A 22245-nucleotide genomic window follows, 5' to 3' on the forward strand; every position below is an offset into this window, starting at 1 on the left:
TTATTTATTGACAAGTCCACGACCCGGGACCATCTGCCGAGCGTACGCAGGAGTACGATGATTCAATGCGACTGATTCGATTCGCCGGCTGCACTGCAATCGCAGCCGGGCTTGCCGGCTGCGCGGTGCCCGATCTGGGGCCGCCGCCCGTCCTGGCATCCGCGGACACCTATGCATCGCGCAACAGCCTCGCGTCGAACGGCCCGGCGTCGCGCGATGCGGCGTGGCCGGCGGCGCAGTGGTGGCGGGGTTACGGCGATGCGCAGCTCGACACGCTGATCACCGAAGCGCTGGCGGGATCGCCCGACATCGCGATCGCGGCCGCGCGCGTGCGGACCGCGCGCGGCGCGGTGCAGCAGGCGGGTGCCGCTAACCAGCCGCGGCTCGATGCCGAGGGCACGGTCGGGCTCAACAAGCAGAGCTACAATAACGGCATCCCCGCGGAATTCATCCCGAAGGGCTGGAACGACACGGGCCGGCTGGCACTCGACGCAGGGCTCGATCTCGACCTGTTCGGGCGCAACCGCGCGGCGCTGGTCGCGGCGACGTCGGAGGCCGAGGCGGCGCGGCTCGACGGCGAGCAGGCGGCGCTGACGCTCGCGACCGATATCGCCGCGCGCTATGCCGATCTCGCGCGGCTCTATGCCGAACAGGACGTGCTGCAGCGGGCGAATGCGGTGCGCAGCGCGAGCGAGCGGCTGGTGAACGAGCGTGTCGCGATCGGGCTCGATACGCAGGCTGAGCTCAAACAGGCGCGCTCCGCGGTGCCGGCGTCGCGGGTCGACCTGGCCAGCAACGCCGAACAGATCGCGCTCGCCAAGAACGCGATCGCCGCGCTGATTGGGGCCGGGCCCGATCGCGCATTGTCGATCACCCGGCCGGCGGTCCCCGTGCTCGCCACCGAACTGCCCGCCGACGCGGCGATCGGCCTGATCGGCCGGCGCCCCGACGTCGCCGCCGCCCGCGCGCGCGCCGAAGCGGCGGCGAGCCGGATCAAGGTCGCCCGCGCCGATTTCTACCCCAATCTCAGCCTGTCGGGGCTGATCGGGCTGCAATCGCTCGGCCTCGACAACCTGTTCAAGGGCGGATCGAGCATCGGCAATGTCGGCCCGGCGATCAGCCTGCCGATCTTTCGCGGCGGCGCGCTGCAGGGCCAGTATCGGCAGGCGCGCGGCCAGTATGACGAGGCGGTCGGCAGCTATGACCGCATCGTGATCAATGCGCTGCGCGAGGTCGCGGATGTCGTGACCAGCCGGCGCCAGGTCGCAGCACAGATGCGCGATGCGCGCGCGTCGCTGGTCGATGCCGAAGGCGCGTATCAGGTCGCGCAGCTGCGCTATCGCGGCGGCCTGTCGACCTTTCTCAACGTGCTGAGCGCCGAGGAAGCGGTGCTGACCGCGCGGCGTTCGGTCGCGGCGATCGATTCGCGCCGGTTCGCGCTCGACGTGCAGTTGGTGCGCGCGCTCGGCGGCGGCTTCCAACCCCTTATCCAGACCAGCGGGACACGATGATGGACACCCCATCCCACGACAGCGACCAGACTCCTGCCGAGGAGCCCAAGGCCGATCCCAAGGACAGCCCCAAGGTCGACACCGCCAACCCCGGCAAGCGCAAGCGGCTGCTGCTGATCTTCGCGGCCGTGCTGGTCGTGATCGCCGTCCTGTATTTCGTCTACGATGCGCTCGTGCTGTCGAAGCGCGTGACGACCGACAACGCCTATGTCGCGGCGGAAACCGCGCAGGTCATGCCGCTGGTCAGCGGGCAGGTGATCGCGGTCACGGTGAGCAACACGCAGACCGTCAAGCGCGGGCAGGTGCTGATGCGGCTCGACGATGCCGACCTGCAGATCGCGGTCGCGCAGGCCGAAGCCGATCTGGCGGGGGCCGAGCGCCGCTATGGCCAGACCGCGGCGACGGGCGATGCACTCCAGGCGCAGGCCAATGCGCGCGGTGCCGATATCGGTGCCGCCCGCGCGCAGCTGCTGCTCGCCCAGGGCAATCTCGAGCGTGCGCAGATCGATTATCAGCGTCGCCAGGCGCTGGTCGCGGCGGGCGCGGTATCGGGCGACGAGGTGACCGCAGCGACGAACGCGCTGCGCACCGCGCGCGCCAATGTCGCGATCGCGCAGGCGGGGATCGCGCAGGCGACCGCGACGCGTGCCTCCGCGCTCGAGGATCGCGCCGCCAACACCGCGCTGACCCGCGGCACGACGCGCGACAACGCCCCCGAGGTCCTCGCCGCGCGCGCCAAGCTGCGCCAGGCCCGGCTCGACCTGTCGCGGGCGGTCGTGCGTGCGCCGATCGACGGCGTCATCTCGCAGCGCAACGTCCAGATCGGCCAGCGGCTCGCGCCCGGCACCGCGGCGATGGTGATCGTGCCCGTCGACCAGCTCTATGTCGACGCGAACTACAAGGAAGGCCAGCTGCAGCATGTCCGCGTCGGCCAGCATGCGACGCTGATCTCCGACCTGCACGGCGACGACGTCGTCTATCACGGCCGCGTCGTCGGGCTTGCCGGCGGAACCGGCGCATCGTCCGCGCTGATCCCCGCGCAGAACGCGACCGGCAACTGGATCAAGGTGGTCCAGCGTCTGCCGGTGCGCATCGCGCTCGACCCCAAGGAACTGCGTGACCATCCGTTGCGCGTCGGGCTGTCGATGGACGCCGAGATCGACATCTCGGGCGATCGCTAGGAACGGATCGATGGCCGCCGACACGTCCGCGCCGGTGCTGACCGGCCCGCGCCTCATCCTTGCGGGCTTCGTGCTGGCGCTGACCAATTTCATGGTGGTGCTCGACACGACCATCGCCAACGTGTCGGTGCCGCATATCTCGGGCGGGCTCGGCGTGTCGCCGACCCAGGGGACCTGGGTCGTCACCTCCTATTCGGTCGCCGAGGCGATCTGTGTGCCGCTGACCGGGTGGCTGGTCCGGCGGTTCGGGACGATCCGCGTCTTCATGGCGGCGATGATCGGCTTTGCGGTTTTCTCGGCGCTGTGCGGTCTCGCCTCGTCGCTTGGCGCGATGGTCGCGTTCCGGATCGGGCAGGGCTTTTGCGGCGGCCCGCTGATGCCGCTGACCCAGACGCTGCTGCTGACGATCTTCCCCCCGCAGAAGCGCGCGGCGGCGATGGGCGCCTGGGCGATGACGACGGTCACCGCGCCGATCCTCGGGCCGATCCTGGGCGGGACGATCAGCGACAACTGGTCCTGGCCGTGGATCTTCTACATCAACCTGCCGATCGCGATCTTCTGCATCGTCGGCGTGTTCACGCTGCTGCGCAAATCGGAGACCAAGACCGAGATCGTGCCGATCGACCGCTTCGGCCTGTTCCTGATGGTCGTGTGGATCGCCGCGCTGCAGATCATGCTCGATCTCGGGCGCGAGCATGACTGGCTGGGGTCGAGCTTCATCGTCGGCTGCGCGATCATCGCGGCGATCGGCTTCGTCACCTTCCTGATCTGGGAGCTGACCGCGGGCAACCCGATCGTCGACCTGCGCGTGTTCCGGCACCGGGGGTTCACCGTCGCGGTGACCGCGCTCGCCTTCAGCTTCGGGACCTTCTTCGCCTCGGTCGTGATCATCCCGCAATGGCTGCAGTCGACGATGGGCTATACCGCGAGCGATGCGGGCTATGTGACCGCGTTCAACGGTGTGCTCGCGGTGATCTTCTCGCCGATCGTTGCCAAGCTGAGCAACAAGGTCGACCCGCGCGCGCTGGTGTGTTTCGGGATCTTCTGGCTCGGGTTGACGTCGGTGCTGCGGACCTTCTGGTTCAGCGGCGCGGATTTCTGGATCCTGGCGGCGCCGCAGCTCGTCCAGGGGCTGGGCATGCCGTTCTTCTTCATCCCGCTGACGATCATCGCGCTGGGCGCGGTCAATCCCGAGGAGACCGCGTCGGCGGCGGGCGTGATGAGCTTCCTGCGGACGCTGGCGGCGGCGATCGGCACCTCGATCGGCAGCACCATGTGGCAGAACAACGCGCAGACGAACCGCGCCGAGCTGACCAACATCCTCAACAATGGCGATCAGGTGATCGCCAACGCGCAGCAGCACGGGCTGAGCGCGGAACAGGGGCGCGGGCTGATCGAGCGGGTGGTCGAGCAGGAAAGCTTCGCGCTGGCGACGAACCACCTGTTCGCCTTTGCCGCGCTGATCTTCTTCGTGTCCGCCGCGATCATCTGGCTGGCGCCGCGGCCCGCCCGGCCGGTGGACCCCGCCGCCGCGCACTGATCCGGTAATGAGAAGACGGGGGGCACCGCGGCGCCCCCCGTCCGGTCTCAGTATTTCACGCGCAGACGCGTATAGTAGAAGCCGCCGTTGAAGCCGAACGGCCCGCCGTTGCGCGGATAGACCTGGCCGTCCGACGTGCCGCCGGTGAGCGGATAGATCTGCACCGTCGAGGTCGGCTTGAGCCGGTCGGGATGCTCGTCGGTGAAGTTCTGCGCGCCGACCGCGACCGTGAAATGCTCGGCGAAGGTGTAGCTGAGCTCCAGATCGGTGACGAACTTGCCGCTGAACACCTGGTTCGGCACGCCGTTGGTCTGGCCGTAATCCTGCGCGCTGGTGAACGAGCTGTAGTAATTCTCGCGGACGTTCAGGCTCAGATTGTCGAGCGTCCAGCCGGCATTGAAAACGACGCGGTGCTTTGGCGCGAGATTCTCCGCGTCGATCAGCTGCGCGGTGCCGACCACCCGGGCATCAAACTCGGTAACCTTGGTGTCGTTGTAGTTATACGCCAGCGAGAAGTTCAGCTCCGCCTCGCTGAACCGCGTGCGGTAGGTGCCGACGACGTCGATGCCCTGGGTACGTGTCTTGAAGCCGTTGGTGAAATACTGGACCTGGCCGCCGACACCGACCGGCAGCAGCGCCGGCTGCGCGGCAAGGTCCGCCGCGGTGACGATGAAGGGCGAGGTCAGCCCGATCCGGTTGCGCAGGTTGATCCGGTAGCCATCGACCGTGACCGTCATTCCGCGGACCGGTTCGAGGATGAAGCCCAGGCCGTAATTGGTCGACTTTTCCGGGGTCAGGTTGCTCGCGCCATAATATTGCGCGACCGCGGTGTTGGTCGGGTAGGTGCCCGCCTGGAACGCGACGCCGTTGTTGAACGAGGTCGTGACGATCGAGACGTTCGACTGGCCCGGCGACGGTGCGTGGAAGCCCGTGCCGAAGCTGCCGCGGACCGAGAAGGCGTCGGCGAACTTGTATAACGCGTTCACCTTGCCGACCCAGGCATCGCCGAACGTGTTGTAATGTTCGTACCGGCCCGCCGCGCCGACCGTCAGCGCGTCGGTCAGGTCGGTCTCGAGCCCCACATAGGCGGCATAGGCCTTCTGGCTGAACTTGCCTGCGGTGGCGGGGCTGGTGCCGGCATAGCCGCTCGCGCCGACGCCCTGCGCCGCGGTCGTGCCGGAGGCGACGTACACGCCCGGCGCGGTCTGGGTGAAGAGCTGTTGCGCGATCGCATAGGGGCCGGCGGCATAGGATTGCGTGTCGCCCGCGGTCTGTTCGTAGGTTTCCTTGCGGAACTCCCCGCCCGCCGAGATGGTCAGCGGTGCGGCGAGACCGAGGTCGGCGGCATAGGTGAAGTCGGCGTTGAAGTTGGTTTCCTTCTGGATCAGGTCGCCAAAGTCGAAGCTGGTCTGCGTCGCCGGGCCGTAGGAGAAATTGGCCGAGTCATACATCGACAGCGACAGCTTGTTGCGCGCCAGCGTGCCGGACAGGTCATAGCTGAAGGCGCCGGACGTGCCCTTGTAGCCGAGCACCCCGTACACTTCCTGCGTCTTGCCGACGAAGCGCGGCGTGAAGCCGGCGGGGTAGAGCGTACCGAAGCGGAAGGTGTTGCCGTCGCGAACGAAGCCGCCGCTCGGGCAGGTCGCGTTGCCGGTCGGGCAGGGGGTGAGGAAGAAGGTGTTGTTGAACGCGCCGTTCGCGCCCTGATTGCGGACCACGCCGTTCGTGTCGACCGCAGTGCTCGACACCGAGGCGCGGTAGTTGAAGCTCTGATTGCCCTTGCTCTGCGCATAATTGGCAAAGACGTAGATCTTGCTGCTGTCGGTGACGTTGATCGCCGAGTTGTAGACCGACTTGAAGCCGTGCGAGGGCGAATTGCCCCAGATCTGCACGGGCAGCGGATAATTGGGGAGCTGATTCGCGAGCGCCGGGAAATTCTGCGCGAAATTGGCGGCCGACGGGCGGGTGCGGCCGCGGCTGGTCTGGCCTTCGTCGACATATTCGCCGGTGACGTTGATGAAGCCCAAGTCGCCCTTCACGCCCGCATTGCCCGCGATCTGATAGCTTTCGCCGTCGCCCGCATAATATTGGCCGGCGCGACCGACCAGTTCGATCCCCTGATCCTCGCGCAGGCCGTAATTGAGCACGCCGGCGATCGCGTCGGAGCCATATTGCGCGGTCGCACCTTCGCGCAGCACCTGCAGATTGCCGATTGCGAGCGACGGGATCGCCGAGATGTCGGGCCCCTGCGCACCGCGACCGAGCCCGGTGTCGCTGCCGCCATAGACCTGGACGAGCGCAGAGCGGTTATAGCGTTTGCCGTTGATCATCACGAGCACCTGATCGCCCGACAGGCCGCGCAGCGATGGCGAGCGGACGAAGGTCGAGGCGTCCGAGATCGAATTCTGGCCGGCGTAGAAGGACGGCACGATATTCTTGAGCGCGTCGATCATGTTGGCGGCGGGCTGCGACGTCAGTTCGGCCGAACTGATCACATCGACCGGCGACGGCGACGTGGCGAGCGTGCGATCGGTCCGGCGCGTGCCCAGCACGACGATGTCGTTCGACGGCTCGGGGGTGGCGCTGGCGGCGTCGGGTACGCTTTCCTGCACGGCGCTGGCCGGTGCGGGTGTGGGTGCGGCGCCATCCTGGCCGCTGCCGGGCGTCGCTGCGAAGGCGGCGGACCCGGCAAGAAGTGCGACCGCCAGTGCGACGGTCGAGGTCGTGTATCTGATCATCCTAAGCCCCCTTTGAAAAGTGGCTCTCAGGATCCTCCCCCATCATCGCCGTTCCAGACCGCCGATTCCCCTTGGCGCGCCTGCGGAAATTGCCCTGTCACACGCAAGGACGGCCGCCTGTCCGGCTTCGTCCTTGACCTGTCTTGGCAACAAACGGCCATAGCGGTCCCGTCTTTGCAACCGAAAATACGCACGACTTTCATATGGACGTCATAATGTTGCAGAATTGACGCAATCGATTGTCCCGGTTCCAGTCAGCAAGGGGCGGCGGACGTGGCAGGCGGGGCACCGCCACCGGGGCCAAAGCCGGGTCGCGGCGGATCGGCGGCGTGCGACCGGCGGAACCCGAAACGCGGCGGGTGCGGCAGCTTTCGGGTTCCGCGCAGCGCTCAGCGCGCTAAGCAGCGGACAAGGGGAACTTATCGTGTCAATTTCAGTGTCTCATCGCCTCGCCGGGATCCTTGCCGCGGTCACCAGCCTGGGCGCGTGCGTCCCCGCGGGTCGCCAGCCGATGCGTCCCGCACCGCCGCCGCTGACCGTCACGACCGTGGCGCCGGCGCCCCGGCCATCGGCGCCGACGCGGCCGTCGACCAGGCCCCAGCCCGCGGCGGACCTGCTCAACGCGGTCCAGGCGCTCGGCGCGAGCTTCAAGGGACAGGTCGGCATCACCGTGCGCGACATCGACGAGGGCTGGGTGGTGGCCTGGGACGGTGACACGCGGCGTCCGCAGCAAAGCGTCAGCAAGCTGTGGGTGGCGATCGCGGTGATGGACGCCGTCGACCGCGGGCAGATGGCGCTGTCCGACCGCGTCACGCTGACGCGTGCCGACCTGACGCTGTTCCACCAGCCGATCCGCGCGCTGATCGGCGCGGACGGCTATACGACGACGATCGAAGAGCTGTTGCGCGGCGCGATGACGCGCAGCGACAATACCTGCAACGACGTGCTGCTGTGGCGCGTCGGCGGGCCCGCGGCGATCAACCGGATGCTTGACGCCAAGGGTGTCGAGGGTGTGACCTTCGGCCCGGGTGAACGGGTGCTGCAGGCGAAGACCGCGGGGCTCGAATGGCGGCCCGAATGGGCGGGGGGCTGGGGCTTTCTCCAGGCGCGCGCGGCGATGACCTACGAGGCGCGGGCGAAGGCGCTGAACCGCTATCTCGCGGCGCCATACGACGGTGCGTCCGCCAATGGCGTGACGCTCGGCCTGTCGCTGCTCGCGCAGGGCAAGCTGCTGAGCGCGCGTTCGACCGCGTCGCTGCTGACGCTGATGCGGTCGAGCAAGACCGGGCCGCTGCGGCTGAAATCGGGGCTGCGGCCGGGCTGGTCGCTCGCGCACAAGACCGGCACCGGGCAGGACCTGGGCAGCCTGTCGACCGGCTATAACGATATCGGGCTGCTCGTCGCGCCGAACGGCCATCGCTATGCGGTCGCGGTGATGATCGCCAGCACGCGCGAGCCAATTCCGGTGCGGATGCGGCTGATGGGCGACGTGACCCGGGCCGTCGTCGCCTCGGCGAGCAATTGATCGTGCCGGCCGGGCAAGGGGCCCTATCAAGCCGTTTCGGTTATAACTTTCTTTAATAAATTCATGCAATTGGGGGTAACGTCCTGAGAGCAAAGATCGTGGTCCCCCTTTTCAATCTTCATTTCGAGCATTCGGGGTCGCTGGTCGCCGTCGCTATTGGAATCTGCCTTACCGCGAGCTGGTCGGTGGCGATGCTCGCGATCGATCTCGACCGGACCGCGGCAGAGCCCGGCGAACCGCTCGGCTGGCGGCATGCCGCGCTCGCACTCGCCGCGGGGCTCGGCGTCTGGGCGACGCATTTCATCGCGATCCTCGCCTATCGTCCCGACCTTCTGCTCCGCTACGACGTGCCGATCACGATCCTGTCCGCGCTGGTCGGCATCGCGCTGGTTGGCGTGCCGCTGGTCGCGGTCACCCGCCTGCCCCGCCGCGTCGCGCGGATCGCCGCGGCGACGATCGCGGGGGCGGGCATCTGGTGCATGCATGCGGTCGGGCTGACGGGCATGACCGATTGCGTCCACGTGTTTTCCTGGCCGACGAACATCACCGGGCTGGTGCTCGGGACGGTGCTGATGGCGACGTGGCAGCTCCACCGCGGCTGGGCGCGGTCGCGCACCGCCGCCTGCATGCTGTTCGCGCTCGCGATCTGCACGACGCATTTCGTCGCGCTGTCGGGCGATATCGTGATCGGCAGCATCGGCGACGTCCGCGGCAGCCTGTTGTCGCCAGGCCTCGTCGCCGCCTGCATGGCGTTTGGCGTGTCGGTCACCTGCCTCGCCAGCCTGCTGACCTTCGAGCGGTTCAGGACGACGCGCGAGGAAGAGGGGCACACGCTGAGAGCGGTGCTGGAAAGCATGTCGGACGGGCTGGTGTTCATCGACGGCAATGCCCGGTTGCAGCATTTCAACCACCGGTTCCTCGAGATGTACGCGATCCCGGACGGGGCGATCGCGCCGGGCATGACGATCACCGCCTGTATCGACATCGTCGCCCGGCATCGCGGCTGGCTGCCCGAGCGGCGCGCCGAGATCCGCGCGGCGATGCAGCAATGGATCCGGACCGACGCGACGTTCGACCGCGAATGGGCGATGGACGATGGCTGCGTCTATCGGATGCAGTGCCGTCCGATGCAGTCAAAGGGCGTGGTGCTGACCTTCAACGACGTCAGCGCGGAGCGGCAGGCGCTGCGCAACCTGACGCACCTGGCCTATCACGACCCGCTGACCGGGCTGGGGAATCGCCGGTCGCTGCGCGAGCAGAAGGAGGCGCGGATCCGGATCGGCGCGCCCTTCTCGCTGCTGATGATCGACCTCGACGATTTCAAGCGGATCAACGATGCCTTTGGTCACGCGGTCGGCGACCAGCTGCTGGTCCATGTCGCGGCCGAGCTGACGCGGCTGCTGCCCCAGGACAGCTTCATCGCGCGGATGGGCGGCGACGAGCTCGCCATCCTCGCCAGCGAGACGGGTGAGGCGGCGGCGGCGCTCGCCGATTCGATCGTCGCGCAATTGAGCGGCGCGGTCGTCATCAACGGCTGCCGGCTGCTGCCGAGCTGCAGCATTGGCATTTCCCATTTTTCGGGCGCCTGTTCCGCCGACGACCTGATGAAGCGCGCGGACATGGCGCTGTACGAGGCCAAGCGGCTCGGACGGCGGCGCGCGCAAGCCTATCTGCCCGGGCTCGCCGAACGGCTCGCCGAACGTCAGGGGATCGTCGACGACCTGCACGAAGCGGTGCAAACCGGCGGCTTCGCGCTCGCCTTCCAGCCGGTCGTCGATCTGCTGACCGGGGGCACGACGGGCTATGAGGCGCTGATCCGCTGGAACCACCCGGTGCGCGGCTGGATCCCGCCGGGCGTCTTCATCCCGATCGCCGAGCAATGCGGGCTGGTCGAGGATATCGGCCGCTGGGTGATGATGGAGGCGTGCCGCCACCTCGCGGGCTGGTCGCCGCATCTCAACGTCGCGATCAACATTTCCGCCGCGCAGCTGAAGTCGGAAGGGCTGCTGCACAGCCTGACCCAGGCGATCCTGATCCACGGCGTCGCACCCGAGCGGGTCGAGATCGAGATCACCGAGACCGCGCTGATCGACGATGCGGGCCGGACCGCGGTGATGCTCGACCGGATCCGCAAGCTCGGCATCAAGGTGTCGCTCGACGATTTCGGCACAGGGCAATCGTCGCTCGCGCATCTGCGCGACTTCCGCTTCGACCGGATCAAGATCGACCGCAGCTTCGTCGCCGAGGCGGCGAATGATCCGCGCTGCATGGCGGTGCTGCGCGCGACCGTCGCGATCGGCAAGGAACTGGGCGTGCTGACGCATGCCGAGGGGGTCGAGACGCGCGAACAGCTCAACGTGCTGCACGATATCGGCTGCGACGTGGCGCAGGGCTATCTGCTCGGGCGGCCGGTCGTGCCGTTCACCGATGCGACGGCGGACTTTGCCGAGCTGCCGGGGGACACGATCATCGGCGCACCCGGCGACACCGACCCGCGATCCTCGGGGGTGGCGGTTACCCGGCTCGCCGCCTGAGCGTCAGACCAGCGGCGGTCCGAACACCGACCAGCCGGTCCGGTGCGCGATCATCTCGAGCGCGCGGATGCCGAGGATGCTGTTGCCGTGCTGGTCGAGATTGGGCGACCAGACCGCGATCGCCGCACGGTCGGGCACGATCGCGAGAATGCCGCCGCCGACGCCGCTCTTGGCGGGCAAGCCGACCCGCACCGCAAAATCCCCCGACCCGTCATAATGGCCGCAGGTGATCATCAGGCCGAGCACCGTGCGGTGACGCTTGGCCACCGCATCGGCCTCAGGATCATCGGGCATCCGCCGCGTCGCCGCGAGATAGGCGCCCGCTTTTGCAAGGCCACGGCAATCGAGCGCGATCGCGCAGTTGCGGACATAGGCGGCCATCACCGCATCGGGATCGGCATGAAGATTGCCGTGATGCCGCATGAAGCTCATCATCGCGCGGTTGAGATCGCCACCCTCCTGCTCGGACGCCATCACGTCCTCGTCGAACGTGACGCTCTCGGACCCGGTCTCGCGCCCGATCAGCCGGGCGACCGCCGGATCGTCGCCGTCCTCGGGCCGGTGTTCGACCAGGATATCGACGACCGCCAGCGCGCCTGCGTTGATGAACGGGTTGCGCGGCACGCCCTTGGTCCGCTCGAGATCGACGATCGAGTTGAACGGGTCGCCCGACGGCTCTTTCCCGACGCGCGCAAAAACGTCGTCGCCGATCGCCGCGAGTGCGAGGTCGAGCGCGAACAGCTTCGAGATGCTCTGGATCGGGAACGCCGTCGTCGCCGCACCCGCGGTCAGCAGCGTGCCCGACGTCAGCGCGACCGCGATGCCGATCGGCCCGGGCACGGCCTCCTCCTTGCGGTCCGCCGATGCCTCGATCCGCGCGGCGTCGTCGGTGATCTCGGCGGCGATCTCGGTGATGATCTGCGCGATCGTGCTGGGCATGCGGCTCTCCTAGTGAACAGGGTCAACTCGCAGGCGGCGCGCATGATCCGTGGGCGGGGGCGCGGCGGCCTAGTCCAGCCGCGTCGACGTCCGCGCCGCCTGTCCCGCGGTCAGCAGGTCGCCGATCGCGCCCGCGGGGCTTGCCGCGGACAGCGCGGTCATCGCGGAGTCGAGTCGTGCCGGGTCGAAGCCTCCGACCGGCGCGGTCAGCATCGCGAACACGGGCGCGGTGGGGAGCGCGGCGAAGGCGCGGGCATAGCGCCGGTTGAGCCGTGCCAAGGCGGCCTCCTGTCCGAGCATCGCATGGGCGATCGCCTGGCGCAGGACGATCGCCTGGCCCTCCGCGGACAGGCCACCGCGCGCTCCGGGGGCGGGCAGCAGCGTGGTGCCGCTGGCGACGAGCCCCGACCAGTCGCGTGCGTGCCAGTCGAATTCGGCGCGGATCGGCGTCGCGTCACGGATGTCGGCGAGCGTCGCCACCGCTTCGGCGTGGCGGCCGAGCAGTTCGAGCGCGACCGCCTGGAGGCGGCGGCGTTCGTCCTGGATCGCGTCGGGATAGGGAATCATCGCGGTCTCGCGCAGCACGCGGACCGCGGCGTCGGGCGCGCCCGCCAGGATCCGCAGCGTCGCAACGCGGATCGACAGGGGGCCCTGTTCGACGTCGCGCTGCGTGGTGCCGAGCCGGCGTTCGAGCAGTTCGGCGGCGCGGCGATAGAGCCCGGCCTGTTGCAGCCGGTCGGCGAGCATCCACACCACGCGGTCGCCGTCCGCCCCCGTCGGCATCAGGTCGCGGTAATCCCAGAGCAGACCGGCGGCGGTGCCGAGCGGCATGGTCGATTGCGGCGCCACCAGCGCGACGAGATGCGCCTGGACAGTCGCCGACAGCGGCGCCGCGTCGGCGCCGACATTGCCATAGCGCAGCAGCGCGGCGGCGGCCGCCAGCAATGCGGGTTCGTCGCCGCGGCGGGTGGCGAGGCTCATCGCCAGCGTCAGCCCGCGGCGCTCGACCATGCCCCCCCGCCAGCGGAACAGCAGCGCCGCCAGCCGGCGCGCCGCGGCCGGCGGGGCGAGCGTGCGCGCGGCCAGATCGGTCTCGATCGTCCCGAGCGTGGCCGCGGCGCGCTGTTCGGGATCGCCGGTACGTATGGCCAGATCGAACCAGCGACGGCTCGTCGCGGCGGCGCCGAGCGCACGGTCGGCCTCGCCGTGCAACAGCGCGGCCGCCGCGTCGGTCGCCGGGATGCGATCGAGCCAGTCGCGCGCCGGGCCGGGCCTCCCTGCGTCGGTCGCCGCGCGCGCGGCGGCGAGGATGAAGGGGCGGCGCGCCTTGGCGCCACGCGCGTTCAGCGCGGGCATCGCACAGCCGAGGACGCGCAACGCCGGCGCCGCGCGTCCCGCCTCCGCCAGGATCCGCATCCGCCACAGGCAGGTCTCGGGATCGGTCGCGAGCGCAGGGTCGTCGAGCGCCGCGATCGCCGGATCGGTCCGCCCGAGGCGCCCAAGCGCGACGCCGCGCGCGCGCCGCCACGCGGCGACCTTTGCAAGCCCGGTATCGTCGGCCGCCATCACGTCGAGCACGCCGAGCGCCTCGCCGGCGCGGTCGCGCGCGATCAGGGCGACCGCATAGCGCCAGCGTGTCGCCTGCCGCGTCGCGGGCGTGGCGATCGCGAGCGCCGCCCAGGCCGCCTGCTCGCTCATCGCGGTCCAGGCGGTGCGCGCCGGCGGCAGCGGCTGCGCGGCGAGCTCGGCGGCAAAGGGTACAGGCGCCGGGCGGGCGGGGGCGGGTGGCGACGGTTGCCCGGGCGTCGGCGTGCCCGGGTGGGGCGTGCTCAGGTGCGGCGCGCTCGGATGCGACGGTTCGGTAGCACGCGCGGCATGCGGTCCGGCCAGCCCCGCGCCGATCGCCAGCGCGATGGCGAGGCGGATCATGCGAAGGCCAAGGTCACCGCGACCGCGGCTGCGGCGGCGGCGCCAAGGAACAGCAGCGCGAACACGATCGTCGCGACCCTGTTGCCTGCAGCGGCATGATGACCATCGCCCGGTCCGGCCGCGGGCATCGGCGCGATCGCGGTCGCATCGCCGCGCCGACGGGCGTCCGTCTCGGCGCCGTTCGCGACGATCCTGACGCGCGCGGGTTTCTGATCGTGGCTCACTTGCGCTCCATTCCTCCGCTATCCTCCTATTATAGAGGCAAAGACCTGCGGATCGTCGGCATCGGCCGGCATTCGGGGCGACGTCCCGACGAAACCACAAACCGGAGCCCGAGCGATGCGCACCCGCCCTTCACCCAAGCAGATCGCGCTGCTGATCGCGGCGCTGCTGACCGCGCCGATCATGGCACCAGGCGCCGCGGCGTCCGAAGGGGGCGGGGCGGAAGGAGGCGGGGCGGAAGGTGAACCCGTACGGCCGTCGCCGCTGTTCGTGATGCTCGATCCGCTCGACGTACCGATCGTCGAGGGCGATCGCGCGGACGGACGGCTGAAGGTCAAGCTGGTGCTCCAGGCCGCGGATGTCGCGGGCGCGGGGGCGATCGAGACGCGTCGGCCCGAACTGCGCGAGGCGGCGCTGGTCGCGTCGATCGAATTCGCGCGGTTGCATGCCTCCGCGTCGACGCCGGTCGATGCACGACGACTGGCGCAGGACGTCTCCACGGCCCTGCGCCGGGTCGATCCGACGATCGCGGCGGTGTTGCTGGTCGAGGTGGCCGCGCGCCGCGCCTGATCGCGCTCAAGTCCGCGCGCTGCGCCGAACCCCGGCCCGGCGTGTCTCAGGCGTTGGCGTTCAGCCCGTGCCGCGTCGCGCGGGGGCGGGTCGGCAACGGGGTGACGTCTGCCACGCGTTCGGGCCGGCCGGCGCGACGGCAGGCGAAGTCTTCGATTCGCGCGCCGGTGATCCGCGGCGACAGCAGCAGCAGCGCGATGCAGTCGGCGATGTCGGGATCATGCTCGCTGCCGATCGTCTCGACGACGTCGTCGAGCGTCATGCCCGGCGCGGTCAGCGCACAGGCCGCCGCGGCGGACCACAGCGCATGCGGGTCGGTGACCGAGAGCGACAGCGAAACGCGGTAGTCCATGACCTCATCCTCTCCGGCCGTTCGTGACTGGTCCGCCCGCCGGTTCGCTCGACCCTAGTCGAACCGGGCCGCACGGCTATTAAGGGATTACCCGTATCGGCGCGCGCCGCTGCCTGGAAACAGGTACAAAAAAACCGGGATGGCCGATCGGCCACCCCGGTTTCCACGACCCCCCGCCGATGTGCTTGGGGGACTTGGCGGGATCGTGTCTCGTACCGGCTTACCGGAACAGCGAGGTGATCGTCTGCGGTGCCTGGTTGGCGATCGACAGCGCCTGCACGCCAAGCTGCTGCTTGACCTGCAGTGCCTGCAGCTTCGCCGATTCCTTGGCCAGATCCGCGTCGACCAGCTTGCCGACGCCGCTTTCGATCGCGTCCGACAGCTTGCTGGTGAACGTCATCTGTGCGTCGATCTTGCGCGACCCCGAGCCAAGATCGCTCAGCTTGGTGTTGAGCGAGCTGCCCAGCGTGTCCAGGGTATCGACCATCGCCTTGGCCTTGGCAGCCGTGTCGATTTCCGAATCCTGGCCGAGCACGCCGGTACCCACGCCCGCGGACGCGGTTTCCGTCGCCGGCAGGTCGATTTCCTGGTTGGCGATGGAGAGCGTATCGGGATCGTAGGTGTCGGTGCCGGTTGCCTTGTTGGTCAGCGACTGCAACGCACTCACGGTGCCGCCGCCGGTCTTGAGCAGGTTCGTACCGTTGAACTCGGACGAATCGACGATCGTGCTGATCTGGTCGCGAAGGGCGGTGAAGTCCTTGTTATACGCAGCGCGGCTCTCGTCGCTGATGCCATCGTCCGACGCCTGCTTGGCGAGCGTCTTCATCTGGTTGACGACGTCCGAGATCTGCTCTGCGCCTGCGACCGCAACGTCGGCCACGCTCTTCGCCCGGCTGAGCGAGGAGTTGACCGCCTTGAGGCCACCCAGATCGCCGCGAAGGCCCTGGGCAATCGTGAAGGCTGCCGAATCGTCCTTGGTCGATGCGACGTTCAGGCCGCTGTTGATGCGGCTCTGGACGACGGACAGACCCTTGCTGGTCTCGTTGAGGGCCTGGAGGGCCGCCATCGCGCCAACATTGGTGTTAACGGACATTCCCATGATATTCTTCCTTCTGGAATAGTCGGTCGCTTCTGCGTCCTTGAGCCGTACGGCGGCTCGCCGACGGAGCGGTCAGATCCGACCCGCTCCTTATTCTGGGAAGAAATCCGGATAGTTGGTCGTGCTGCGCGGATTATTTGCAGCGCGGGCGCGCGCCTCAGAACGGAAACAGCGCGTCGTAGATCTGCTGGCCCCAGCGCGCCTGCTGCGCCTGCGTCAGCTGGCCGCGGCCGCCATAGCTGATCCGCGCCTCGGCGATCTGCGTGTGGCGGATGCTGTTGTCGCGGCTGATGTCCTGCGGGCGGACCATGCCGGTCACGATCAGCTCGCGCAGCTCGTAATTGACGCGGATCTCCTGGCGGCCGCGGATCATCAGATTGCCGTTGGGCAGCACGTCGGTGACGATCGCCGACATCGTCATGCTGATCGTCTCGGACCGGCTGATATTGCCCGATCCGTTGAACTGCGACTTCGAATTGCCGGCGATCAGCGGATCGGGCGTCGCGACGCCGAGCCCGAGTGCTGCGGTCAGCCCCGCATTCTCGGAGCCGCCGCGCGTGCGTGCGGTCGTGTTGCCGACCTCGGCGCGATCCTGAACGTTGATCCGCACGGTCAGGATGTCGCCCTTGCGCGCGGCCCGCTGGTCGCCGAGAAACGCACCAGCGCCCGCGCGGAACAGCGATGCGTCGGGGGGCGCCAGCGCCAGTGGCGGCGCGGCCGGGCGACGGCTCGGCTGGCCGAGCGAATCCTCGGTCAGCGGGGTGTCGACCGCGGTCATCTCGCTGAGTTTCGGCGCCTTGCCGATCGTCTTGAGCTGGCCGATCGTGCCGCAACCCGACAGGGCGGTCGCGCCGGCGAGGATCAGGAACATCGTCGCAGGTCTGGTCATCGCATGTCTCCTCATTGCGCGGCGACGCGGACGCTGCCCGCGCCCGTGACGACGCCATCGACGCTGTGGTTGGTGGACAGCGCGACGACGCGGACGACGTCGCCCATGCCGCCCGCCGCCAGCGCCCGCGCCGCGGTGGTGATCGCAAACCCGCGACCCTGGAGCGACAGCGTCACCGCCTCGCCGCGACGCACCAGCCGGGGCGCGACGAGATCGCCGGCGCGGACCATCGTGCCCGCGGGCAGCGCGCGTACCGCCTCGCGCCCGCTCGCCGCGTCCGCCGCCAGCACGCCGCGCGCGGCGACCGCGGCGCGCGGCTGCAGTTCGAAATCGGTCGCGCTCAGGATGTCGCCGCGCGCGATCGCGCGGGTGAGCACCGCGACGGGCGTCTCCGCGGGATCCGCCGCGTGCGCCGGGAGCGCAGCCCCCGATGCGAGGACGAACGCGACGGCGATTGCCAGGCGGCTCACCGGAGCTGGCTCGAGGTCGCGAGCATCTCGTCCGCGGTCTTCACCACGCGGCTGTTCATCTCATAGGCGCGCTGCGCAGTGATCAGCGCGGTGATCTCGGACACCGGGTTGACGTTCGACGCCTCGACAAAGCCCTGCAGCGTGTCGCCAAAGCCCGGCTGGCCCGGCGCGGCGACGGTCGGCTGCCCCGACGAGGCGGTTTCGAGGAAGAGGCTGCCGCCCTGCGCCTCGAGCCCCGACTCGTTGACGAAGGTCGCGAGTTGGATCTGGCCGACGGTCTGCAGCGCGGGATCGTTGGCGAGCTTGACCTGGACCTCGCCGGTCTTCGAGATCGCGACGTCGACCGCCTCGGGCGGGATGACGATCGCGGGCTCGACGCGGAAGCCGTCCGCGGTGACCAGCTCGCCCTGTTCGGACAGCTGGAACGATCCGTCGCGGGTGAAGCCGATCTGCCCCGAGGGCAAAGTCACCTGGAAATAGCCGCGCCCCTGGATCGCGATGTCATAGCGATTGCCGGTCTGGTTGGGCGCACCCTGTTCGGTGATCCGGTAGACGCCGCCGGTCTTCACGCCCGCGCCGATCTGGATCCCGGTCGGCACCTTGGCCTGGCCGTCACCGCCCGCCGCCGAACCGGGGCGCGTTTCCTGCTGATAGAGGAGGTCCTGGAACGCCGCGCGCTGGCGCTTGAAGCCGGTGGTGTTCATGTTGGCGAACGTCAACACGCCGGGCTATGCGCGCGAAACGGTCGCGTTGCAGACGGGGGTCACCGCGGGCCGCGTCAACGGCGTGGTGGTCGGCGAACCCGGCCGCGTCGCGGACAAGTTCCTAGAAGCGACCGTCTATGGCCGCAGCGGCGATGCGGGCCGTGCGGAGGTCGAGGCGGGCTATCTCGACCGGTTGCAGTCGCTGCTCGGCGCGACCGGGTCCGAATCCGCGCTGCCCGCGCGGCTCGACGCGATCGCCGCGACCGCGACCGCGATGGCGGGCGCCAATGGCGGCTCCGCGGTCACCGCCCCCTTTGTCGGCATGGTCGAGGACGCGATCGGATCGATGCGCCAGCTCGGTCGCGACGTCGACGTGCTGCGCGGCGATATCGAGGGCGAGGTCGGTGACACGGTCGAGCGGGTCAACGCGCTGCTGCGCACCGTCGACACGCTCAACGATTCGATCTCGCGGCTGCAGGGGCTGGGGCGCAGCGCGTCGGGCCCCGCCGACCGCCGCACCACCGCGCTCGAGGAGCTCAGCGCGCTGATCGGCATCACCGCGCGCGAACAGCCGAGCGGGCGGGTGACGATCGATACCGCCTCGGGCGTCCCGCTGCTCGACCAGCGGCTGCGCCAGCTCTCCTATCCCGCCAGCGGCGTCGGCAGCGCGCAGCCGGTCTATCCGACGATCGACGTCCGGTTCGCCGAGGCGGACGGCACGCTCGGCGCGGCGACCGGGACGACGCTCGACACGCCGGCGATGGGCGGGCGGCTCGGCGGGCTGCTCGACCTGCGCGACCGGCAGTTGCCGGCGTTCTCGGCGCGGGTCGAGACGCTGTTCGCAGGACTCGCGCGGACGATCAACGCCGCGTCCAACACCGGCTCGGCGGTCCCGCCGCCGGCGATACTCACCGGTCGCGCGACCGCGCTGACCGGTGGCGACTGGCTGGGGTTCACCGGCGCGGCGCTGATCGCGGTGACGCGCTCGGACGGCACGATGGTCGCCGGCACCACGCTCGACTTCGACGCACTCGGCGCGGCGGCAACCGTCGACGATGCGATCGCGGCGATCAATACCGGCCTGGGCGGTGCGGCGACCGCGTCGTTCGCCAACGGCACACTCACCATCGCCGCGACCGGGGCAGGGACCGGCGTCGCCATCGCGCAGGACACCGCGCGGCCGAGCGCGCGCGCGGGGATCGGCCTGTCGCACTATTTCGGGTTGAACGACATCGTCCGCAGCGACACGAGCATGCTCGTGCCCTCGGGGTTCACCACCGCCGATCCGCATCGCTTCGCCGCCGGCGAGGCGGTCGATTTCGCCTTGCACGATTCGTCGGGCCGGCTGGTCGCGCGCTATGCGCTGACGGGGGCGACGGGGCCGAGCTATGGCGACCTGATCGACGAGCTCAACGCCAGTCCGCTCGGCGGCTATGGCCAGTTCGCACTCGACGACGCCGGGCGCCTGCGGTTCTCGGCCACCCGCGCCGAATCGGGGGCGATGCTCTCGGTCCTGTCCGACACGACCGACCGCGGCGGCACCGGACGCGGCTTTGCGGCGATCACCGGGCTGGGCGCGGCGGGGGCGGGGCTCGACAGCGCCGGGGTCCGCCGCGACGTGCTCGCCGACCCGACCCGCCTCCCGCTCGCACGGCTCCAGCCCGTCGCGGTGGGGACCAAGGCGCTCGGGCCGAGCGACCGGCGCGGCGCGACCGCGCTGGTCGATGCGCTGGCGAGTGCGGTCGATCTCGGCGATGCGGGGACGATGACGATCGCGCGCTTCTCCGCGGTCGTGCTGGGCGATGCGGGATCCGCCGCGTCGCGCGCCACCGATCGCGCGGACCAGATGGGCGCACGCCGCGACGACGCGATCAACCGCCGCGACAGCGTCTCGGGCGTCAATATCGACGAGGAGCTCGGCCAGATGGTCGTGCTCCAGAACAGCTATGCCGCCGCCGCGCGCGTCATGACCACCGCGAGCGAGATGTACGACACGCTTCTCGGCATGATCAGATAGGACCAGCATCGATGACCCGCATCGCCACCATCCCGCTCCAGCGGACGCTGACCGACGCGGTCCAGAAGGCGCAGCAGCGGCTCGCGCAGACGCAGCTGCAGCTCAATTCGGGCAAGAAGGCGAAGGACCTCGCCGATCTCGGCAGCGCCGCGGTCCGCACGTTGTCGGCGCGCAGTGCGCTGTCAATGCAGGCGGCGCAGAGCGCGGCGACGACCCGGCTCGGCACGACCTTGTCGCTGTACGAGGCCAATATCACCGCGATCGACACGATCGCCGGCGATCTCCGGACACAGCTGATGACCGCGGTCGGCACCGGCGCGACGCCCGCGCTCGGCAGCGCGATCGAAAGCGCCTTCAGCCAGTTCCGCTCGGCGCTCAACGCGACCGACGGCAGCGAGCCGCTGTTCGCCGGCGCGCAGGGCGACGCGATCCCGTTCAAGCCCGCGACACTCGCCGAGACCGCGGGCACGACGACGCAGGCCGCATTCGGCAATGACGACGTCCGCGCCTCGGCGTCGATCGGCGGTGGCGCGACGCTGACCTACGGCGTCACCGCGAGCGAGCTCGGCGACGGCGTGCTCGCCGCGTTCCGGACGCTGGCCGAGGCCGGGCCGATCGGCGCCAGCCCCAGCGCAGGCCAGGCCGCGGCGCTCAAGACCGCGATCGCGCAGCTCGACGCCGCCTTGCCACAAGTCCGCGGGCTCAACGCCGCCAACGGCCTCCGCCAGGCGCAGATCGAGACGCTCGGCGCGCGCGCGGCCGATCGCGCCGCGCTGCTCGAGAAGATCGTCTCGGACAACGAGGACGCGGATTACGGCCAGATCTCGATGGACCTGATGCAGCGCAAGACGATGCTCGAGGCGAGCTATTCGGTGTTCGGCAAGGTCGCCGGGCTCAGCCTCGTCGCCTATCTGCGCTGACCCCGGCGGGCCGGGCGCCGGGCCATGCGCGCCGCGCCGCAACGGTTGCGCCTGCCGCCTGCGCGAATTACGGCGAGCTTTTCCCGTTCGGTCCGGAGACCTCCCCTTGAGCACGCCTACCTATGACGTCGTCGCGATCGGCAATGCCATCGTCGACATTCTGAGCAGCGCCGACGACGCCTTCATCGCCGAGATCGGTGTCGCCAAGGGCTCGATGCAGTTGATGTTCTCGTCGGAAGAAGCCGATGCGCTCTACGCCAAGATGGGGCCGGGCATGGAAATCTCGGGCGGATCGGCCGCCAACACCGTCGCCGGCGTCGCTGCGCTCGGCGGCAAGTGCGGTTTCATCGGCCAGGTCGCCGACGACCAGCTCGGCCAGGTCTTCGCGCATGACGTCCGCAGCATCGGCATCGAGTTCGCGACCCCGGTCCGCGCCGGCGACCCGACCACCGGCCGCTGCCTGATCTTCGTGACGCCCGATGGCCAGCGGACGATGAACACCTTCCTCGGCGCGGGCCAGTATCTGCCCGCCGCGGCGATCGACACCGCGATGATCGCCGACAGCGCGATCCTGTATCTCGAGGGCTATCTCTGGGATCCCGAAGAGCCGCGCGCCGCGATGCGCGCCGCGATCGATTGCGCACGCGGTGCAGGGCGCAAGGTCGCCTTCACGCTCAGCGACGTGTTCTGCATCTCGCGCCACGGCGGCGATTTCCGCCAGCTGCTGTCGGACGGCCTGATCGACATCCTGTTCGCCAATGAGAGCGAACTCGCGGCGCTTGCCGAGACCGAGGATTTCGACGCGGCGGTCGCGAAGATCTCGGCCCAGGTCCCGACGCTGGTCGTCACGCGCGGCGAACACGGTGCCTGCGCGATCCAGAACGGCACGCGCGCCGAAGTGAAGGCCGAGCCGATCGCCAAGGTCGTCGACACGACCGGCGCGGGCGACCTGTTCGCGGCGGGCTTCCTCCACGGCCAGGCACAGGGCCACGACCTCCACGCCTCGCTCAAGCTCGGTGCGGTCTGCGCGGCCGAGATCATCAGCCATGTCGGCGCTCGCCCGATGGTCGACATGAAGGCGCTCGCCGCCAAGCATATCGGCTGA

Annotated in this window: 18 protein-coding genes; 9 read left to right on the plus strand and 9 right to left on the minus strand. The window is 69.5% G+C overall.

Annotation, left to right across the window (positions count from 1 at the left end):
* The first annotated feature begins 65 nt into the window (after positions 1 to 65).
* Genes sphst_RS02510 through sphst_RS02520 form a run of 3 tightly spaced genes read left to right on the plus strand, consistent with a single transcriptional unit; the run spans position 66 to position 4232 of the window.
* Positions 66 to 1511, plus strand: coding sequence for an efflux transporter outer membrane subunit (locus sphst_RS02510; protein WP_107045101.1), 1446 nt, complete (start codon positions 66 to 68; stop codon positions 1509 to 1511).
* On the plus strand, positions 1508 to 2692 hold the full coding sequence (locus sphst_RS02515; protein ID WP_107045102.1) for an HlyD family efflux transporter periplasmic adaptor subunit: 1185 nt from the start codon (positions 1508 to 1510) through the stop codon (positions 2690 to 2692). Before sphst_RS02510 ends, sphst_RS02515 begins: the two co-directional genes overlap by 4 nt.
* 10 nt (positions 2693 to 2702) lie before the next feature.
* A complete protein-coding gene (locus sphst_RS02520; protein WP_031396601.1) occupies positions 2703 to 4232 on the plus strand; it encodes a DHA2 family efflux MFS transporter permease subunit in 1530 nt (509 codons plus the stop codon).
* 47 nt (positions 4233 to 4279) lie between these two features.
* On the opposite strand, the gene sphst_RS02525 is transcribed toward sphst_RS02520, so the two are convergent.
* On the minus strand, positions 4280 to 6970 hold the full coding sequence (locus tag sphst_RS02525) for a TonB-dependent receptor plug domain-containing protein (RefSeq protein ID WP_107045103.1): 2691 nt from the start codon (positions 6968 to 6970) through the stop codon (positions 4280 to 4282).
* Between the two features lie 424 nt (positions 6971 to 7394).
* Between sphst_RS02525 and sphst_RS02530 the strand changes: the two genes are divergently transcribed.
* On the plus strand, positions 7395 to 8495 hold the full coding sequence (locus sphst_RS02530) for a serine hydrolase (protein ID WP_234387269.1): 1101 nt from the start codon (positions 7395 to 7397) through the stop codon (positions 8493 to 8495).
* 98 nt (positions 8496 to 8593) lie between these two features.
* The gene (locus sphst_RS02535; protein ID WP_107045104.1) at positions 8594 to 11029 is read left to right on the plus strand and encodes a bifunctional diguanylate cyclase/phosphodiesterase; all 2436 of its coding nucleotides are present in this window, start codon (positions 8594 to 8596) and stop codon (positions 11027 to 11029) included.
* 3 nt (positions 11030 to 11032) lie between these two features.
* On the opposite strand, the gene glsA is transcribed toward sphst_RS02535, so the two are convergent.
* From glsA to sphst_RS02550, 3 genes are all read right to left on the minus strand, one after another.
* Positions 11033 to 11968 (minus strand): glutaminase A, encoded by a 936-nt coding sequence (gene glsA / locus sphst_RS02540; RefSeq protein ID WP_107045105.1) that lies wholly within the window; start codon positions 11966 to 11968, stop codon positions 11033 to 11035.
* A gap of 69 nt (positions 11969 to 12037) precedes the next feature.
* The gene (locus sphst_RS02545; protein WP_107045106.1) at positions 12038 to 13897 is read right to left on the minus strand and encodes a hypothetical protein; all 1860 of its coding nucleotides are present in this window, start codon (positions 13895 to 13897) and stop codon (positions 12038 to 12040) included.
* On the minus strand, positions 13894 to 14121 hold the full coding sequence (locus sphst_RS02550) for a hypothetical protein (protein ID WP_056678896.1): 228 nt from the start codon (positions 14119 to 14121) through the stop codon (positions 13894 to 13896). The genes sphst_RS02545 and sphst_RS02550 overlap by 4 nt, the downstream gene beginning before the upstream one ends.
* Before the next feature lie 115 nt (positions 14122 to 14236).
* Between sphst_RS02550 and sphst_RS02555 the strand changes: the two genes are divergently transcribed.
* Positions 14237 to 14689 carry a hypothetical protein gene (locus tag sphst_RS02555; protein WP_107045107.1) on the plus strand — a complete coding sequence of 151 codons (453 nt, stop codon included), beginning with the start codon at positions 14237 to 14239 and terminating at the stop codon, positions 14687 to 14689.
* 46 nt (positions 14690 to 14735) lie between these two features.
* On the opposite strand, the gene sphst_RS02560 is transcribed toward sphst_RS02555, so the two are convergent.
* The 5 genes from sphst_RS02560 to flgG all read right to left on the minus strand — a co-directional run bounded on the left by sphst_RS02560 (position 14736) and on the right by flgG (position 18203).
* Positions 14736 to 15041: a hypothetical protein gene (locus sphst_RS02560; RefSeq protein ID WP_107045108.1), complete on the minus strand. Its 306-nt coding sequence runs from the start codon at positions 15039 to 15041 to the stop codon at positions 14736 to 14738.
* A gap of 220 nt (positions 15042 to 15261) precedes the next feature.
* Positions 15262 to 16140, minus strand: coding sequence for a flagellin (locus sphst_RS02565; protein ID WP_031395278.1), 879 nt, complete (start codon positions 16138 to 16140; stop codon positions 15262 to 15264).
* A 157-nt stretch (positions 16141 to 16297) separates the two neighbouring features.
* Complete coding sequence (flgH, locus tag sphst_RS02570) at positions 16298 to 17029, minus strand: flagellar basal body L-ring protein FlgH (RefSeq protein ID WP_031439640.1); 732 nt, start codon at positions 17027 to 17029, stop codon at positions 16298 to 16300.
* A gap of 11 nt (positions 17030 to 17040) precedes the next feature.
* The gene (gene flgA / locus sphst_RS02575) at positions 17041 to 17499 is read right to left on the minus strand and encodes a flagellar basal body P-ring formation chaperone FlgA (protein WP_107045109.1); all 459 of its coding nucleotides are present in this window, start codon (positions 17497 to 17499) and stop codon (positions 17041 to 17043) included.
* On the minus strand, positions 17496 to 18203 hold the full coding sequence (gene flgG, locus sphst_RS02580) for a flagellar basal-body rod protein FlgG (RefSeq protein WP_081877769.1): 708 nt from the start codon (positions 18201 to 18203) through the stop codon (positions 17496 to 17498). Before flgG ends, flgA begins: the two co-directional genes overlap by 4 nt.
* Here flgG and sphst_RS02585 point away from each other — a divergent pair.
* The 3 genes from sphst_RS02585 to sphst_RS02595 all read left to right on the plus strand — a co-directional run bounded on the left by sphst_RS02585 (position 18202) and on the right by sphst_RS02595 (position 22245).
* A complete protein-coding gene (locus sphst_RS02585; protein ID WP_107045110.1) occupies positions 18202 to 20220 on the plus strand; it encodes a FlgK family flagellar hook-associated protein in 2019 nt (672 codons plus the stop codon). The genes flgG and sphst_RS02585 overlap by 2 nt on opposite strands.
* Before the next feature lie 11 nt (positions 20221 to 20231).
* Positions 20232 to 21140, plus strand: a complete 909-nt coding sequence (locus tag sphst_RS02590; RefSeq protein ID WP_107045111.1) for a flagellin — start codon at positions 20232 to 20234, stop codon at positions 21138 to 21140.
* A 106-nt stretch (positions 21141 to 21246) separates the two neighbouring features.
* On the plus strand, positions 21247 to 22245 hold the full coding sequence (locus sphst_RS02595) for an adenosine kinase (protein ID WP_031394261.1): 999 nt from the start codon (positions 21247 to 21249) through the stop codon (positions 22243 to 22245).

It is taken from the genome of Sphingomonas sp. STIS6.2 (assembly GCF_000732685.2).
In the GTDB taxonomy this organism is placed as follows: domain Bacteria; phylum Pseudomonadota; class Alphaproteobacteria; order Sphingomonadales; family Sphingomonadaceae; genus Sphingomonas; species Sphingomonas aerolata.

Coding starts and splice junctions, on each gene's coding strand:
- sphst_RS02510 (WP_107045101.1), top strand. CDS start 66: ATGCGACTGATTCGATTCGCCGGCTGCACTGCAATCGCAGCCGGGCTT.
- sphst_RS02515 (WP_107045102.1), top strand. CDS start 1,508: ATGATGGACACCCCATCCCACGACAGCGACCAGACTCCTGCCGAGGAG.
- sphst_RS02520 (WP_031396601.1), top strand. CDS start 2,703: ATGGCCGCCGACACGTCCGCGCCGGTGCTGACCGGCCCGCGCCTCATC.
- sphst_RS02525 (WP_107045103.1), bottom strand. CDS start 6,970: ATGATCAGATACACGACCTCGACCGTCGCACTGGCGGTCGCACTTCTT.
- glsA (WP_107045105.1), bottom strand. CDS start 11,968: ATGCCCAGCACGATCGCGCAGATCATCACCGAGATCGCCGCCGAGATC.
- sphst_RS02545 (WP_107045106.1), bottom strand. CDS start 13,897: ATGATCCGCCTCGCCATCGCGCTGGCGATCGGCGCGGGGCTGGCCGGA.
- sphst_RS02555 (WP_107045107.1), top strand. CDS start 14,237: ATGCGCACCCGCCCTTCACCCAAGCAGATCGCGCTGCTGATCGCGGCG.
- sphst_RS02560 (WP_107045108.1), bottom strand. CDS start 15,041: ATGGACTACCGCGTTTCGCTGTCGCTCTCGGTCACCGACCCGCATGCG.
- sphst_RS02565 (WP_031395278.1), bottom strand. CDS start 16,140: ATGGGAATGTCCGTTAACACCAATGTTGGCGCGATGGCGGCCCTCCAG.
- flgH (WP_031439640.1), bottom strand. CDS start 17,029: ATGACCAGACCTGCGACGATGTTCCTGATCCTCGCCGGCGCGACCGCC.
- sphst_RS02585 (WP_107045110.1), top strand. CDS start 18,202: ATGTTGGCGAACGTCAACACGCCGGGCTATGCGCGCGAAACGGTCGCG.
- flgG (WP_081877769.1), bottom strand. CDS start 18,203: ATGAACACCACCGGCTTCAAGCGCCAGCGCGCGGCGTTCCAGGACCTC.
- sphst_RS02590 (WP_107045111.1), top strand. CDS start 20,232: ATGACCCGCATCGCCACCATCCCGCTCCAGCGGACGCTGACCGACGCG.